The organism is Helicovermis profundi, from assembly GCF_033097505.1.
Classification (GTDB): Bacteria; Bacillota; Clostridia; order Peptostreptococcales; family Acidaminobacteraceae; genus Helicovermis; species Helicovermis profundi.
Genome location: NZ_AP028654.1, coordinates 2215929 through 2232093 on the forward strand (window position 1 = coordinate 2215929; position 16165 = coordinate 2232093).

Below are 16165 nucleotides of genomic sequence, written 5' to 3' on the forward strand. Positions count from 1 at the left end.
AAGGCTTAAAAGAGACATTATTCATCTAATACTAACGACGAAAGTGAATAACCATCATTTAAGTCTGAAATTACAGCATTAAATCCTGCTCTTGTAAATATACCTTTCATTTTTTCATTATAAACAAAAATACCTGTTATATTGTAAAATTCAGCAATATCAAAAGAACCATCTTCTTTGAAATTAAGATTTTTATTTATCGATCTCTCACAAAATTCTTGAATAATATAGCCTTCTTTAGCAGAAGCAATTAATAACTTACGCCACTCTTCAGTATCAAATTCTTTTCCAGCATAAACACCTTTTGATGCATAATAATCAACAGGTTTAATAATATATATTTCTTTATTTTTAACAAATGATTCTAAGTTTTCATCGATTCTAAGAGTACTTGTATAAGGAATATATTTATCAATATATGCGAGTTCATCATCACTTAAATATTTTCTAAACTCCTCGTGGTGAAGTGCCTCAAAATATTTTTTAGTATGAACAATTTGTGATTTAATTGATCCAATGATACATGTTTTATTTGCCTTAATTCCTCTAATTAAAGGCATTAATTCATCGTAATGTTCCATCATGTCTCTAGTAACCAATCTTCTATATATAATATCAATTTTTTCTTTATTATAAAATAAATTTCCATCCTTTTCTTCTAATTCATCAGGGCTAACAATCTGACAATTAAAACCACTTTTTATAAAAGCTTTCTTAAATTCTTCAAATTCATATGGAAAGCCTTTTGACATGTAATCCATAATTGCTACAAGTGGTTTTTCTGAAAATGAGCCTCCATTTTCTACAAATTCTTTATAAATACTTTTGACTTCCTCAACCCATGATTGATATAATTCATACCGCGAAATATTATGTTTTTTTTGTATTTCATTCATTAAAAATGAATCAATTAATATATCTGAAAGTGGAGTTTCCTCATTCATAGCTGATGTACCATCAGTATTTAATTCACAAAATTTATAAGTTCCATCAGGATAATAGAAAAAGTCAAAGCGACCCATGGGAACATTTGATTTAAATCTATGGGGAATTAAAATTAATTCTTCTAATCTAGCATCAAAATTCCAAATATGTCTTACATCAGGCTTCGTTAAATAAATATCAATAGAATGGTTTACTATATTAAATATATTTTTACTTATATCTTCAAATTTTTTTACATCTTCTCTTGAGTAAATAGACGGAAAGTACAAAAAAGGTAGTTGTTTGCCTTTGTATATTGCATTTGAACTTCCTACTTTACTATACATTTTTTTATAATCTTTTTGAATAATAGAAATAGTAGTAGATGCTAATTTTACTAGCTTCTCATTTATTTTAAACATTAAAACCTCCATTAATAACAGCGTATTTAAATTTATCAAAATTATCTTTATATAAAATTTTTAGATATTCGCTTACCGATCTATTTGTTTGTAACCATTCATTAAATGATTCCAAAATCACTCTTTCATCATTATCAAGCCCACTTATTGCATCCAAAATTAACTGGTTAATAAAAAATTGGCAAGATATGTTTTCATTAGCGCATCTAAAGTCAAAGTCATAACTTAATTTTATTTTATCGTTTATATTTTTAATATCCCTATCTTTAAAATTAAGTGATATATTATAGTATTTTTCAAGCGTGTTTTCGCTGTATAATATTCCTTTAATCAATGAAGGAACAGCTAAATTAAAGGGATATGGTATAGCGTCTGCAGTCCTAATTTCTATAAATTGTTTCACTCTTACATCTGGAAAAACCATTGAAGATACATGAAGTAATTGCTCTTTATTTAAATCCAATTTTTTAGAAATACTTTCTACAGTTTGATTGCCATAAGTAAGAACTTTACTATCTACTTTTAAAAATAATGGAGTAGATTTCATTATAAAATCAGCATATGATGAATATCCAAATTTTTCATCAAAGACACCCTTTGGTAATTTACATCTACTGATATCTGTCTTGTCCCAAATTTTAACCCTGAGATTATTTGCTTCATAAATCTCATTTTCAAAGATTGGTGAAGCATCAAATATCCTTGAAATAAATGGTGCTAAAAAATTAGCCACTCTATATTTTTTTATAAAATCAGCTTCATCTTCATAATCTATAGAAATCTGTGTTGATGCAGTCCCTTTCATCATATTACGAGCCAAAGTTCCTTTTGTAGATAAATAATCGTACATAAAGGCATACCTTTCTTTTGGTAAAAGTGGTAAATCATCTATTTTAGTAACTGGATGATATCCAAGTGAAATCAATACTTGATCATAATTCAAAAATGATTCTATTTCTGATTTAACTTTTAAATATTCCTTTTGAATATCCAAAATATTTTCTAAGGGTTTTAAACTTATTTCAACTTGACCACCAGGTTCAAAAGAAAATCCATTTCCATCTTTTGATGCATTTAATATATGATCATTTTCTTCATAATCAATTTTCCAACCACTATTAATCATTTTATTTGCTAGTTCATTTTGTCCATTCTTTTCAAAATACTTATAACTTATTAATGTATCACGATTAACTAAAAAATGTTCAAATTCAACGCCTAACAACTTACTTTTCTTTTCTCCATTACAATAATAATTTATTAATTTTTCACTAGTTGATTTCATATATGTTTTCATCCTTTGCAATTAGACTTTGTTTTATTGGTTTTTATAGCATCCCACGCAATATCACGCGCACTATAAATATATAGTTCAGATAATTTTGAACACGAACACAGATTTCTCTTTGCTAATTGAGATGATGGATAAAATGTGTATGCAAAAAGAATTTCATCTGAAACCGGTTTAATAACTTTATTTTCTTTCCCAATTCTAAACAATTCATATACTTTTGAAAAATAACATAAACCTAAATTTTCATTATATTTTTCCCCAAAAGGCGAATTTGTAAATTGCATCATATAATCGAATTCTTTGTTAAATTTTAAACAAAAATTATAATAATTTATCCACATTTTTTTGTACTCTTTTTCAACACATCCATCTAAGTTAATTTCTTCTAATACGAATTTACTCATCTTCGCTCTTACATCTAAATATAATTTGTTAATTAAATCCTCCTTATTTTCGAAGTAAATGTAAATTGTTGCTGGAGATACTCCAGCTGTTTTTGCTATTTTTGAAATTGAAGCTTTTGCAAAGCCTTCTAATTTAAACAAATCAATCGAGGCTTCAAGTATTGCATTATATTTATTTTCGTCTTTTATTCTCATAAGTCTATAATAAACGAACATTCATTTATAGTCAAATATTAAATTTCAATTATTACTTATCTTTAATTTTTTAGTATACTCTTTCATCGCAAATTTAAAGTAATTACCTTAAAATCCCTTGCAAATCAAATATACAATTGCTTACATAAAAAAAATACTTTATAATATAGAAGACAAGCTAATAAGGTGGTTATAAAAATGTATACGGAAATTTTTAAATTTAAAGATGAAATTACAAGTCTAAGACGTGAACTTCATAAAATTCCTGAATCTGGATTTAATGAAGAAAAAACTTCAAAATTTATAAGAGATTATTTAGATAGTATTTCTATTAAATATAAAACTTATGCTAAAACTGGTGTAATTGGATATATTACTATTGATGAAAATTTACCTTCTATTGCTTTTAGAAGCGATATGGATGCTCTTTCAATGCATGAATTAACTAAACACGATTTTAAATCTACACATGAAGGTTTTATGCATGCTTGCGGTCACGATGGGCATATGGCAATGCTTCTAATTTTTGCTAAGTATATGTCTTCTAGAAAGGACAAACTTACTAAAAATATTGTTTTCATTTTTCAACCTGCAGAAGAAGGTCCTGGTGGAGCTGAGGTTCTTTTAAAAGAAGGTTTAAAAGAAGACTTTAATATTATGGAGTTTATTGGAATTCATTTATACCCTGAAACAAATGCAGGTGATTTTTCTCTTAAGAGTGGTCCTATGATGGCTATGACTGGTGAATTTGATATTGAAATTACTGGAAAAAGTGGTCATGGAGCAATGCCTCACAAATCTCTTGATGCAATTGTTTTGTCCGTGGAACTAATTCAGAGCTTTCAAAACATAATTAGTAGAACTATTGATCCAGTATCTCCTGCTGTCTTGACTATTGGAAGAATGGAGTGCGGTGAAAGAAGAAATATTATTGCAGAATCTGCTATTCTTGAAGGAACTCTTAGAGCATTTGATGATACTGTTTACAATTTAATTAAGGAAAAAATGCTTAATCACGCTAAAGGACTTGAAATTTCTTATGGGTGTAAAGTTAATACTATTTTTAGAGATATGTATCCTCCTGTTGTTAATGATATTAATCTCTATAATGATTTTATTAACGCTAACAAAAAATCTTTTAATATTGAGCTTATTGATCCTCAAATGCTGGCTGAAGATTTTTCTTATTATCAAAAGTCCACTCCTGGATTATTTATATTTTTAGGAATACGAAATAAAGAAAAAGGTCATATATTTCCACTTCATAGTTCTAAATTTAATTTTGATGAAGAAATTCTTTTAACAGGAGTTCAGTCTTACATCAATTTACTCGAATATAAAAAAATACTTATAAATAATTAGGAGAAATTATGAATGAAAATTACAGTTTATTAAAAACAAATTTACTCTACACCGCATTAACAATAGTATTCTTAACTATTGGTGGCTATTTTCAAAACAAAGATTTTTATTCGGGCATTTTTATTACAGAATATATTATTATACTTCTTCCAGTTTTTCTTCTAGCAATTTTTACTAAAGTAAACATTAGAAAAGCTCTTAAAATTAACCCTATAAAATTAAAAACTTTATTTAAAATTTTTATTATGGCATTTCTTCTTTTACCTGTAATTGCATCTGCTAATTTACTAATTATTAGCATACTAAGTTTTTTTGGTAAAGTAATAATGCCTCCAATTCCCGAAGTTACAAATGGCAAGGAATTTTTAGTTCAGTTATTTTTTGTTTCAATTTCAGCTGGACTTTGCGAAGAATTTTTCTTTAGAGGAATGGTTCTAAATGCTTATGAAGGTTTTTTCAATAAAAAATGGGGCGTAATTAGTGCCGCTCTTTTATTTGGACTGTTTCATTTTAATATACAAAATCTTTTAGGACCAATTATACTCGGTTTAGTTTTTGGTTATATAGTTCAGCTTACAAATTCTATTTTTGCAAGCGTAATCGCGCATATTGCAAACAATGGTATTGCGGTTACTATTGCATTTATTGGTTCTTACTTTGCATCAGCGCTTCCTGATAATGCTAATAGCGCAGCTGCTTTAAATACACCGTCAATTGTAATTGCTCAGTTTATATTTTTTACAATTATTGCCTCAATAAGTGCATTTGGAGTTTATCTAATTATTAAATCAATTGCTAAAGATTATATTCCTCTTAAAGTATCTGACAATATAAATATTAATGAAACAAACTACTCTGTTATGGAGATTGAAGAAAATACAGCTTATATTAAAAATAAAGAAACTGAAGAACTAAAAAAAATAAATATTCCAAAACTGCTTAAAAGCAAGTATTCTAGGACGCTTAAAATTTGGGATGATAAAATAGAAAATAAACCTAAATTAATTTACTTTATTCCTATTGGAATTTCTGTTATTATGTATTTTATGGTTCTAAATCTTCAACTTACTATGAAATAATTAAAGAAAGAAGGAAAAATTATGTCAATTTACTCTGGGTTCGCTAGAGCATATGATTTTTTAATGAAAGACGTAGATTACGATAAATGGGTACAAATAATAGAAACTTATTTTAAAAAATATAATTATAATGGTAAAGTCATTTTTGAACTCGCATGTGGAACTGGAAATATCACTGAGAGACTATTTAAAAAAGGATATAATATTATAGGCACCGATATTTCCGAGGAAATGCTAATGATTGCCCAAGAAAAATCCTATGAAAATCACCATATGATTAATTTTATCAATCAAGATATGAGAGATATTAACTACAGAAAAAAAGTTGATGCTATACTTAGCATTTGTGATGGTATTAATTATATTACTAGTAGCGATGACTTAAAAAGTGTTATTAACGGAGCTCACAGAATACTTAACGAAAATGGTCTATTCATCTTTGATATTAGCTCTGAATTTAAGCTTAAAAATATTCTATCCAATAATACCTTTGCAGAAGTTTTTGATGATGCATCTTATATTTGGGAAAATTTCTTCGATGAAGAAACTAATATTTTAGAATTTGATTTAACTATTTTTCTTAAATCAGATGATAAAATAAATGATGAAGATTTTTTATATGAAAAATACACAGAAAATCACATTCAAAAAGCTCATTCTATTAAAGAAATAAAAACAGTATTAAATGATAAATTTGAAATTCTTGATATAGTAGATGGTGACACTGGTTATAAATTAATGAATGATTCTCAAAGAATTTTATTTGTTTGTAAAAAAATTTAATTCTTAATAATATTTATGTATTTATCAAAATAGAATACAACTACTATACTTTAAAGCAATAAAATTATAAAAAACTATATTAAAAAGGAGAGTTATGCTAGATAAATATATTTAGTATACATGGAAAAATGTCAAATAAATTAATTAGAGGTATAACAACAGACGGTAATTTTAGATTTTTTTTAATAGATTCAACAAACATGGTAGAAAATGCAAGAAAAATTCATTCTACTACACCCGTATCATCAGCTGCCCTTGGAAGAACTTTAACTGCTGCTTCTCTTTTAGGAAGTATGGATAAAGATGAAAAAATAAAAATAACTCTTCAAATAAAAGGTTCAAATTTAATTAAAACTATCCTTGCAGTTTCTTCATCTATTGGAGATGTAAAAGGTTATATATCAAATCCAAATGTTGATATTGATCTTAATAATGAAGGTAAACTTGCAGTTGGAGAGGCTATAGGAAAAGACGGAAAGTTAATTCTTATTCGTGATCTCGGTCTTAAAGAACCTTATATTGGTCAAAGCAGTTTAGTTTCAGGTGAAATTGCCGAGGACTTAGCTTCTTACTTTTTAAACTCAGAGCAACAACCTTCTGTAGTATCTTTAGGAGTTTTCGTAGATAAAGATTTAAGTATTAAAAGCGCTGGTGGCTTTATTGTTCAGCCTATGCCAAACACTCCCGAACAATCAATAATTGATTTAGAGTACAATGTTATTAAACTTGATCCAATTTCCAAATTAATTGCAGATAATAAATCTTCTACTGAAATTTTAAACGAATTATTTGATGGATTTGAGTATAAAATTTTAGAAGAAAAAGAAGTTAATTATAAATGCGATTGTTCTAGGGAAAAAATGGAAAAAGGACTTTTAAGCTTAGGCAAAAAAGAAATTAAAGAAATGATTGATGAAGATGGAAAAGCTGAATTATCATGTCATTTTTGTAATCATAAATACAATTTTAATTTAGAAGAACTTAGAAAACTCTATGATGAAGCTATGAAGTATTAATTATATTTGTAAATATCACTTTATTTCTATTACTATTTATAACTCAAATAAAAAAACAGATGCCTTTTACTAAAACGGTATCTGTTTTTTCTATTATTATTTTCTTAATAATTTCAAAATATCTTTTTCTACTTGATCAGCAATTTCAAGCATTTTTTTCTCATCAAAATCAGGTCCTGGCTTTTTTTCTGTCATATATGATTCATGATCAAGTTCATATGCTAAATCAATTTTAATATTTTCTTTTTCTAGCGTTTTCCTTAAACAAGCACCCTTACACCCATCAATTGTGACTTGATAATCATCATAAAAAATAACTTGTGACGGACCTTCCACTTCAGGATACAAGCCTACTGGACATCTCATAAAAGCATTTGGGATTCTTTTAACAATTTCACGTGCAATAAAAAAACTTTTTTGTCCAAGGTTTGAACTTCCAGCACAAGAATTTATTCCAATTGTTTTTCCAAATTTCTCATGTTGCATTTTAATCGTTTTCTTTGCATTTTCTGTTACAATATTCTCTAGTTTTTTCTTCTTCAAAATTATCATCCTCTCTCTTTTTTTATAAAAAAAACATATATCATTTTTTTCAAATGAAAAACTATTTTTCTATTCTTCTCCAATCAACTTTTCGCTAACTAACCCTATTATTATCGCAAGTGGAATAATTATACCAATTCTAAGAGCTGCAAACTTTACACCTAAAAACTCTGTTTCAAGAGGGAGTAATGGTGCTTTTCCTGCCCACGCAACAATGAATGTAATAAGAATTCTTATTGGTACACCTTTTTCTTTTAAAGTTTTAAGAAGTGGAAATATAGTTACGAGTGATCCACCAAGTATTATTGGGAATATTGATGCAATTGCCATTCCTTTAATACCAGATTCTTTTCCAATAAATTTTGATATCTGTTTTGGCGTTAGCCACACTTGTAAGAGTCCTATTATAAGAAAAACTCCTAACATAATTTTAATGGCTTTACTAAAGGTAAATTCGACTACTTTATTTACTTGCACTGCTTTTTGAGGTGATATGAAATATACGATTAAAATTATAACTCCACTAATCCCAATGTATTTAAGTGCTTCTATAAGAGTACTTTTTAATTGTTTTTTCATGTTTGGTTTTTCTTTAATAGGATTTTTCACTTCCATTACATCACCGCCTTAAAAATTAAACCAATAATAAATACTGCAAGAAAACTTAGTCCATTTCTTACAAATGTAAATCTTTTACCAAACATCTTTATTTCAAGTGGTATAGTCACAAATCCAATTAATATCGCTGCCATTACAAATGTATAAATTGCACCAAAATTCGCACCATTATCATGCAAATAACCTGCAAAAGGAAAAACTGCTCCTGGTTGTATTAAGGAAACGCTACCAAGTAATTCTCCTAAAAATATTGAAAACACACCACTACTTCCACCTAAAAATAACGCTATAGTATCTTTAGGTAAGAATACTTGAACGAGTCCCATTAATACAAATATAAAGAGTATAACTGGAAGCACGCTAATAGCAATTTTTAAAAATACGAAGCCAGCTTTTTTTGTTTTCTCTTTATTAATAAACCACGATAAAATAAAACCAATAATTCCGATATAAATATAAATATTTCCTGAATCCATTTTCTCACCCTCTTAATATAATTATATTAGAAAATTCTAATATAATTATATTACACCCGTGTTTGTTACTTGTCAATCAATTATTAGTTTTTTCTATACTAGTATTTTTAGATTGATACTTTAAAAAAACGACTTATCTTTTCACAAAAAAAATACCTACTAAAATTGACATAAGATTATAAGTGTCAATTTTAGTAGGTATTTTTATAAAGTTAATAAATTAAATGAATTATTTTAAAACCATAGACTATTTATAAATATTATCCGATGACTTAGAGTTCTAATACCCCCACTTCTTAAAAAAGCGGGGAATAAAGAACTCTAAAAGGACCCTAGATTATGTTTTCTAAGATTCAGTGGGAGTAAAAACTCCCTCTGAATCCAAGAAATTCATTTATGAATTAAAACTCTTTTTGAAGATTGATAAATTACTCATTTTAAGCGCTTTAATAATTACAGGTATAAGTATTATTTGAATTATTATCCCTGGAAGTCCAGTTAAAATCGCGCTCTTTAAGTAAAAAAATGGATTCATTTTAACTCCAAAGCCTATTGTCATAACCCACACTGTAATACCTGCCATTAGTCTTCCAAAAATCATTGCAACAATAAGAGATACATATATATTTTGCTTTAATCTTCTATAAAGAATAGATACAGTTGCTCCATAAATACCTAGTTCAAACATCATAATTATTGAAATTGGAAATAAGGGTGGCATTCCTGTTGTTAGACTGCTTAAAATCGGTGTTAACAATCCCACCATAAGTGCAAGTTCAGGAACTAATACAAAGCCAGCAATAAACACTGATATATGCATTGGTAAAAATATTTGTCCTGCTATACCAAAGGCATGAAATAACATTGGAAGTAGTATTCCTATTGCTAGTAAAAGTGATGCTAAAATAAATTCTTTTGTTTCAAAACGATTTTTCATGGTATCCCCCATTTTTTTGTAGTTTTTTCTATATAGCTTTAATAGATTTTAAAAATTTTTCAATTTCATTAATTAGATTTTTATAATCATAGTCATAAAACCTAGATGATAGTTTTTCTACTGGACATAAATCTGTTCTATCCCTATTTTTAATATTTCTAACTTTTTTATTGTAGCTTACTAAAATAGAATTCTTCTGTAAAATATCTATTGCACCTTCAGAAATAATTTCTGAATATACATTTTGGACTTTAGCATAAACACTTAAAAGTGCTGCTGCTCTACCTACAACTCTATCAGCGATTGATGCACCTTCAAGTGAAGGATACATTTCTCTTACTAATTTATACATAGGTAAGATTCCTCTATCTTCACTAAAAAAGATAAGAGCATCATTTTTTACTACACAAATTTTATAATTGTTTTTATATAAAATTTCTTTTGCCAAAACTAAATCACTATTATTCATTACTACTCCTAATTAAATATGTAGTTAATTCCTATTAAAACACTAGGCATTAATCATACCATATAACTTTTTCTATATCAATATCAAAATATGTAATTATTTATTAAGTTCTATATTTTGACCTTCATATAGTTTACTTACATTATTAAGTTTATTTATTAAATAATCAATCACCTTATCACTTGTACAATGTCCAGTATATATATAATCAATTTGTTCTTTTTCTAAGTAATTAATTGTTTTTTCTAAAATTTCATCAACTATTTTTAAATGAAAACCTCCAATTACTGCATATACTTTTGCTTGTCCTGAAACTCTCTTAGCATGTTCAATTATATTACAAATACCTGAGTGTGAGCATCCTGAAATAACGACTAATCCTTTTTCAGTATTAAAACACATTCCACTATCATCTTTCACAAGATCCATTTCACCATTTTCTTTTTCGAAAGTTGAAATTTTACCTTCAAAATTATTCGATTTATTTATTTCACCTAAAAAATAAACCCCATTTGAAATTTTATATGCCTTATCTTTCATTGTTAATTCAAACTTTTCTTTTAACTCTTCTTTATTTAACTTAAGTCCAATATAAGATCTATCCTTTGCTCTATAACGTTTTATAAAAGAATTTGGATGACATATAAGCTTTTTGTCCTTAAGATATTCCAATCCATTTCCATGATCCCAGTGTCCATGTGATAAGACTATATATTCAAATTCTAATTTTTTTTCAAAGAGTTCCTCATATCTTTTCTCTACATTTTGATTTCCTGTGTCAAAGAGAATTTTTTTCTTTGAATCAGTCTCTATTTGTAGTGAAAAATCTGGTCTCTCTGTAATAACTTTAATTAACATAGTCCACTTCCTTTATATATTTTAATAATTAATTTTAATATTTACAATCCTTAGTAAATATTAAATCATACTAATAAAGGTGAGCACACACATAATGTATAAACGCTCACCTTTATTTTATCATATAAATGAATTTCTTGGATTCAGGGGGAATTTTTACTCCCACTGAATCTTAGAAAACATAATCCAGGGCCTTTTTAGAGTTCTTTATCCCCCACTTTTTTAAGAAGTGGGGGTATTAGAACTCTAAGGCATCGGATAAAGTATACTTAGCTTCTATATCACTCTTCTACGCAAATTTCTTTACATTTCATAGCATTTATTGTTTTTGGTATTAGAATTAAAACTATTAATACTAAAATTATAAAAAATGCTAATGCTAAATATTTGTAAAATACAATTTTACTTACGCTAAACATAAGGACACTTGCAATTGTAATTGACGATATTGGAAATGAATATGCCCACCACGAAAGATAAAATTTAATACTTGAAAACATTTTAAATTCTCTTAATAAAAATGTAGTTAAAAATAGGGCAAAAAAGTATAATACTTTTGCAAATGAATCAATAGTCCCTGTCATTTTAACATAAGCAATAAATGCAACCGCTGGTGGTGCTATAAGTATTGCAAGCGTTGGTACAAGTTTTTCAGGAAGTGGATGATGAAAAATAATTCTATAAATAAAAATAGAAAATAATATAATCCAAAATACAAATCCAATACTATAGTAAAACCATGATATATCTGAAATAAAAAATTTGATTCCTGCTACAGGAATCAAAACATTTCCGACTACAGGGATAAACCACGCTGGATTAAAGTGCTTTATATCAAAATTTGGATGTAACATCCAAAATGAAATAATCACATAAGTAAAAAATGTGTGAATAATTACACCTACAATCCAAAAATATTTTGACAACACTAAGTTTACATCAAGTAATGCAACACTTATTAAAAGAAAACTTACTGAAATCGTTGCAAAAAAACTAACCTTTACTGGATTTTTGAACTCTTTTCTAACCTCGTCTCTATACTTAATAAATTTCGCAAAATACAAAATAAGTAGTACTCCAAACACTGCTATAGTTCCTAGTAACAAATACAAACTAATATTTACATTTAATTTAAATATTGCCTCCATTTTACCCATCGATATTGCAAGTCCTGAAAGACCTAGAATAATTGAAAAAAATGATATCGGGAAATTTAACAGTCTATTACTTTTATCCATTTTTAATCCTCTCCTTTTTAGTTATAATACAAAGTAATGTTATTATAACTCAACTGAGAATAATTATCAATAGGAATTTTCAATATATTTTTTACTATTCTAACATTTCATAAGAACTTGAAATCACTGGAAGTTTAAGCGTATCAAGTACTCTTTCTATTAAAATACCTTCTCTTTTAGGATAATCAAATCCATAGCTTGCTTTAATTCCATTTGATATAAACTGTACTCCCCTTTCAAGTGCAATTGGTAGATTATCTCCTTGAAGCAGAGCACCTACTACAACGCTTGTAAATGCGTCGCCTGTTCCAGGGTAAAATGCAGGTATGTACTTACATCCGACTTTCCAAAAAACATCATTTAGCCTATTATAGGCTATAACATTTGTTTGATTCTCAACTAAATTGTCCGGTACACTTGTTATAATGACAATTTCAGGGCCCATATCAGATAATTTAGTAAGCCACTCTTTTATTTCTTTATCTGAAATTTTTTCTCTGTAGTCTTCATTAAGTAAATACGTAGCTTCTGTAAAATTTGGAGTAATTATATCTGCTTTTTTTATCAAATTTTTCATAGCATTTATCATACTTTTATCCATTGTTTTGTACAAATTTCCTTCATCACCCATTACAGGATCTACCACAACAAAATTATCTTCATTTTTAAATAAATCTATAGCTTTTGATACTATTTCAATTTGTTTAGTAGAAGCCAAAAAACCACTATAAATAACATCAAATTCTAGTTTTAGTTTTGACCAATGCAAAATATATTTCTCCATTGAATCAGTTAAATCTACTAAAGTAAATTCATCAAACCCACCAGTATGAGTCGAAAGAATTGCAGTAGGTACTGGGCATACTTGTATACCCATGGTTGAAAGTATTGGAACAATCGCAGTAAGTGATGCTCTACCAAATCCCGATAAATCATGTATTGCCATGATTTTTTTTACTGGGTTACTCATTTTCATTAAATCAACTCCGAATTTTCTTTTTTTAATTCTTCTACAAATATATTTACTATAAATGGATCAAATTGAACCTTTGACATTTTAATAAGCTCTTTTATTGCATCTTCTTTTGAAAGTGATTCTCTATAAACTCTGTAACCGATCATTGCACTAAAAGCATCAGCAACTGCAATAATTCTTGATTGAATAGGTATATCCTCTCCCTTCAATTTTTTAGGGTAGCCATTTCCATTCCACCATTCATGGTGAGCTAGTACATAATCAGGTATTTCGCCCATTTCATTTATTGCATTAAGTATTCTATAACCAATTTCTGAATGTTTTCTAATTTTTTTATGCTCACTTTTAGAAAGTCTACCTTGTTTATTAAGTATACTTTCCTCTATTGCAATCTTACCTATATCGTGAAGTTTTCCTGAAAGAACTACCTCTTCAAGTTCCCTATCAGCCAATCCTATAGCTTTACCTATCAACTGGCAATATTTAGAAACCAACTCAGAATGTTCTTTTTCTCTATGACTATTCTCATATAATTCATCAATAATAGAATCAAACATTTTATTCTTAATAAATGGACTTTCTATAAGCTTTTCTCTATACATATTATCTTCTACTCTTTTAAAGAAATCTGCATAATTTTCTTCTTCTGTCATAGTTCCAACTCCAAAAGAAACTGAAATATCAATATTTTCAAATTTTTCTCTTTCACATTCTTTTCTTATTCTTTTAATAATCTTCTCCGTATCACTGTAAGTAGTATTTGGAAGTAAAACAACAAATTCATCTCCTCCAAGCCTAGCTACCACTTCATTATGTCGCGAAACTTTTTTAAGTATTTTTGATACTTTAAGCAAATATAAATCGCCTTTTTCGTGTCCAAAAGCATCATTAACTAATTTAAGGCCATTAACATCAGCCATAATTAAAGAAAGTGGAAAAAACTCTTTTGAAATAAACTTAACGAGTTCACTTTCAAAGTATCTTCTATTAAATAGATCTGTAAGTTCATCATGAAAACTCATATATTTCATTTTTTTCTCTGACACTTTTCTTTCGCCTATATCTGTATATATACCAAATCCACCTATAATTTCACCATTTTCCATAATAGGTACACCTTTAATATTTACATTTTTAGGCATTTTATCTTTTGAATATCTTACGCCTTCTAAAACAACCTTTGTACCGCTCATTAGTTTGTCTGTAAGATCGTTTAAAGTTTCAAAATTCTCATAACAAATTGCCTTATCAACATTATCGTCCCTTAATTCATCTATAGAATAACCAAAGAGTTTATTAAAATTATCATTTATCTCTAGTACATTCCTATCTTTATCAATCATAACAATAGCATCATATGAGTTTTTAAATAGTGATTCAAAGGTAGATTTTTGTCTTCTAAGTTTAGTTTCATATAATACCTGTTTAGAAATATCTCTATATACACTATAACCACCTATTACTTTTCCATCCTTAACAATTGGTATACCCATAATTTCTAAGAAAAGTTCTTTTCCAGATTTCGAAAATCTTACACCTTTCCTAGACACATTATTGCCTTCAAGCATCTTCTTTGTAATAGCTTTTGAATGCTCTATAAATTCATCATTAGATACAACTAAATCAACTTCAAGACCTCGAATTTCATCAAGTTTATATTCAAATAGTTCAGTAAATGTATTGTTTATATCAAGTACTTTGTGTTTTGCATCAAATTTAATTATTGCATCTAAAGATCCTTTAAAAAGAGTTTCAAATTCATTTGAGACATCAGAAACTTTCATCACCATATTATTAAGGTGTTCTCTCATTAAATTAAAAGTTACAGCTAAACTTCCTATCTCACAGTTACCAATAAAACCTATTTCTGTATCCATATCTCCAGATGTTATTCTATTAGCTCCTATTTCCAATAATTTTATAGGTCTAACAATATTATCAGCAATATATTTTGATATAACAATAAAAATAAACATAATTATAACTCCATAAATTACAATAAAATTTCTGAATTTATTACTTATTTCATTATATGGAGTATTTGGAACACCAACATACCATATTCCTAATATATCACCTTTAGAATTTTTAATTGGCTTATATGCAGTTTGATTTATCGTTCCAACAACATCCGCTTTTCCTAGAAAAATTTCACCTTGTTTTACTACAGTATCATATACGATATCTGATACTTTTGTCCCTAACGCTCTATAACCGTTATCAAGTTTTACTGTCGTTGCTATTCTCTCATTATCTAAAAAAATAGTAACAGTATCTCCTGTTAATTTTGCTATTTTATCTACCATTTCAAAATTGTTATTAATTAATACATCACCTTTATATAATTTGTTGTTTTTTACATGCCAATTACCTTCTATTTTTTCATTAAGAAGTTCCTCGCCTAAAAGCAAGTCTGACATTAATTTTTCGTTTGATGATTTAATTAGATTATTATGAAAACTTACAACAGAATATGTACCAATTCCAAGTATCAAGAAAAGTGAAATTGAAATGCTAAGTAAGATTATTTTATTTTTAATTTTAATATTAATCACCCACTATTATTTAACT

General features: G+C 27.5%; 16 protein-coding genes. 4 read left to right on the forward strand and 12 right to left on the reverse strand.

Translation table 11 applies throughout. The features are described 5' to 3' along the window. Nucleotides 1-17 precede the first annotated feature (17 nt). Genes AACH12_RS09950 through AACH12_RS09960 form a run of 3 tightly spaced genes read right to left on the reverse strand, consistent with a single transcriptional unit; the run spans nucleotide 18 to nucleotide 3260 of the window. Nucleotides 18-1346: a hypothetical protein gene (locus tag AACH12_RS09950; RefSeq protein ID WP_338535265.1), complete on the reverse strand. Its 1329-nt coding sequence runs from the start codon at nucleotides 1344-1346 to the stop codon at nucleotides 18-20. Next, a complete protein-coding gene (locus tag AACH12_RS09955) occupies nucleotides 1339-2631 on the reverse strand; it encodes a glutamate-cysteine ligase family protein (protein ID WP_338535266.1) in 1293 nt (430 codons plus the stop codon). The genes AACH12_RS09950 and AACH12_RS09955 overlap by 8 nt, the downstream gene beginning before the upstream one ends. Before the next feature lie 8 nt (nucleotides 2632-2639). Further along, nucleotides 2640-3260, reverse strand: coding sequence for a TetR/AcrR family transcriptional regulator (locus tag AACH12_RS09960; RefSeq protein ID WP_338535267.1), 621 nt, complete (start codon nucleotides 3258-3260; stop codon nucleotides 2640-2642). Nucleotides 3261-3437: 177 nt separating this feature from the next. On the opposite strand from AACH12_RS09960, the gene AACH12_RS09965 reads away from it, so the two are divergent. The 4 genes from AACH12_RS09965 to hslO all read left to right on the forward strand — a co-directional run bounded on the left by AACH12_RS09965 (nucleotide 3438) and on the right by hslO (nucleotide 7479). Next, the gene (locus AACH12_RS09965; protein WP_338535268.1) at nucleotides 3438-4601 is read left to right on the forward strand and encodes a M20 metallopeptidase family protein; all 1164 of its coding nucleotides are present in this window, start codon (nucleotides 3438-3440) and stop codon (nucleotides 4599-4601) included. An 8-nt stretch (nucleotides 4602-4609) separates the two neighbouring features. Further along, nucleotides 4610-5680: a type II CAAX endopeptidase family protein gene (locus AACH12_RS09970; protein ID WP_338535269.1), complete on the forward strand. Its 1071-nt coding sequence runs from the start codon at nucleotides 4610-4612 to the stop codon at nucleotides 5678-5680. 18 nt (nucleotides 5681-5698) lie between these two features. Next, nucleotides 5699-6463 carry a class I SAM-dependent DNA methyltransferase gene (locus AACH12_RS09975; protein WP_338537373.1) on the forward strand — a complete coding sequence of 255 codons (765 nt, stop codon included), beginning with the start codon at nucleotides 5699-5701 and terminating at the stop codon, nucleotides 6461-6463. Between the two features lie 128 nt (nucleotides 6464-6591). Beyond that, nucleotides 6592-7479, forward strand: a complete 888-nt coding sequence (hslO, locus tag AACH12_RS09980; protein ID WP_338535270.1) for an Hsp33 family molecular chaperone HslO — start codon at nucleotides 6592-6594, stop codon at nucleotides 7477-7479. Between the two features lie 96 nt (nucleotides 7480-7575). On the opposite strand, the gene AACH12_RS09985 is transcribed toward hslO, so the two are convergent. The 9 genes from AACH12_RS09985 to AACH12_RS10025 all read right to left on the reverse strand — a co-directional run bounded on the left by AACH12_RS09985 (nucleotide 7576) and on the right by AACH12_RS10025 (nucleotide 16149). Next, complete coding sequence (locus AACH12_RS09985) at nucleotides 7576-8022, reverse strand: putative zinc-binding protein (protein WP_338535271.1); 447 nt, start codon at nucleotides 8020-8022, stop codon at nucleotides 7576-7578. Nucleotides 8023-8091: 69 nt separating this feature from the next. Next, nucleotides 8092-8637 (reverse strand): permease, encoded by a 546-nt coding sequence (locus AACH12_RS09990; protein WP_338535272.1) that lies wholly within the window; start codon nucleotides 8635-8637, stop codon nucleotides 8092-8094. Then, nucleotides 8637-9116 (reverse strand): permease, encoded by a 480-nt coding sequence (locus AACH12_RS09995; RefSeq protein WP_338535273.1) that lies wholly within the window; start codon nucleotides 9114-9116, stop codon nucleotides 8637-8639. The genes AACH12_RS09990 and AACH12_RS09995 overlap by 1 nt, the downstream gene beginning before the upstream one ends. A gap of 394 nt (nucleotides 9117-9510) precedes the next feature. Further along, the gene (locus tag AACH12_RS10000) at nucleotides 9511-10053 is read right to left on the reverse strand and encodes an ECF transporter S component (RefSeq protein WP_338535274.1); all 543 of its coding nucleotides are present in this window, start codon (nucleotides 10051-10053) and stop codon (nucleotides 9511-9513) included. A gap of 28 nt (nucleotides 10054-10081) precedes the next feature. Further along, the gene (locus AACH12_RS10005; protein ID WP_338535275.1) at nucleotides 10082-10522 is read right to left on the reverse strand and encodes a DUF1893 domain-containing protein; all 441 of its coding nucleotides are present in this window, start codon (nucleotides 10520-10522) and stop codon (nucleotides 10082-10084) included. Between the two features lie 96 nt (nucleotides 10523-10618). Then, nucleotides 10619-11380: an MBL fold metallo-hydrolase gene (locus AACH12_RS10010; protein ID WP_338535276.1), complete on the reverse strand. Its 762-nt coding sequence runs from the start codon at nucleotides 11378-11380 to the stop codon at nucleotides 10619-10621. 281 nt (nucleotides 11381-11661) lie between these two features. After that, nucleotides 11662-12618: an SLAC1 anion channel family protein gene (locus AACH12_RS10015; RefSeq protein WP_338535277.1), complete on the reverse strand. Its 957-nt coding sequence runs from the start codon at nucleotides 12616-12618 to the stop codon at nucleotides 11662-11664. A 94-nt stretch (nucleotides 12619-12712) separates the two neighbouring features. Continuing rightward, nucleotides 12713-13594: a pyridoxamine kinase gene (locus AACH12_RS10020; protein ID WP_463670984.1), complete on the reverse strand. Its 882-nt coding sequence runs from the start codon at nucleotides 13592-13594 to the stop codon at nucleotides 12713-12715. Continuing rightward, entirely contained in the window at nucleotides 13594-16149 is a 2556-nt protein-coding gene (locus tag AACH12_RS10025) for an HD domain-containing phosphohydrolase (RefSeq protein WP_338535278.1), read from the reverse strand. Before AACH12_RS10025 ends, AACH12_RS10020 begins: the two co-directional genes overlap by 1 nt. Nucleotides 16150-16165 lie beyond the last annotated feature (16 nt).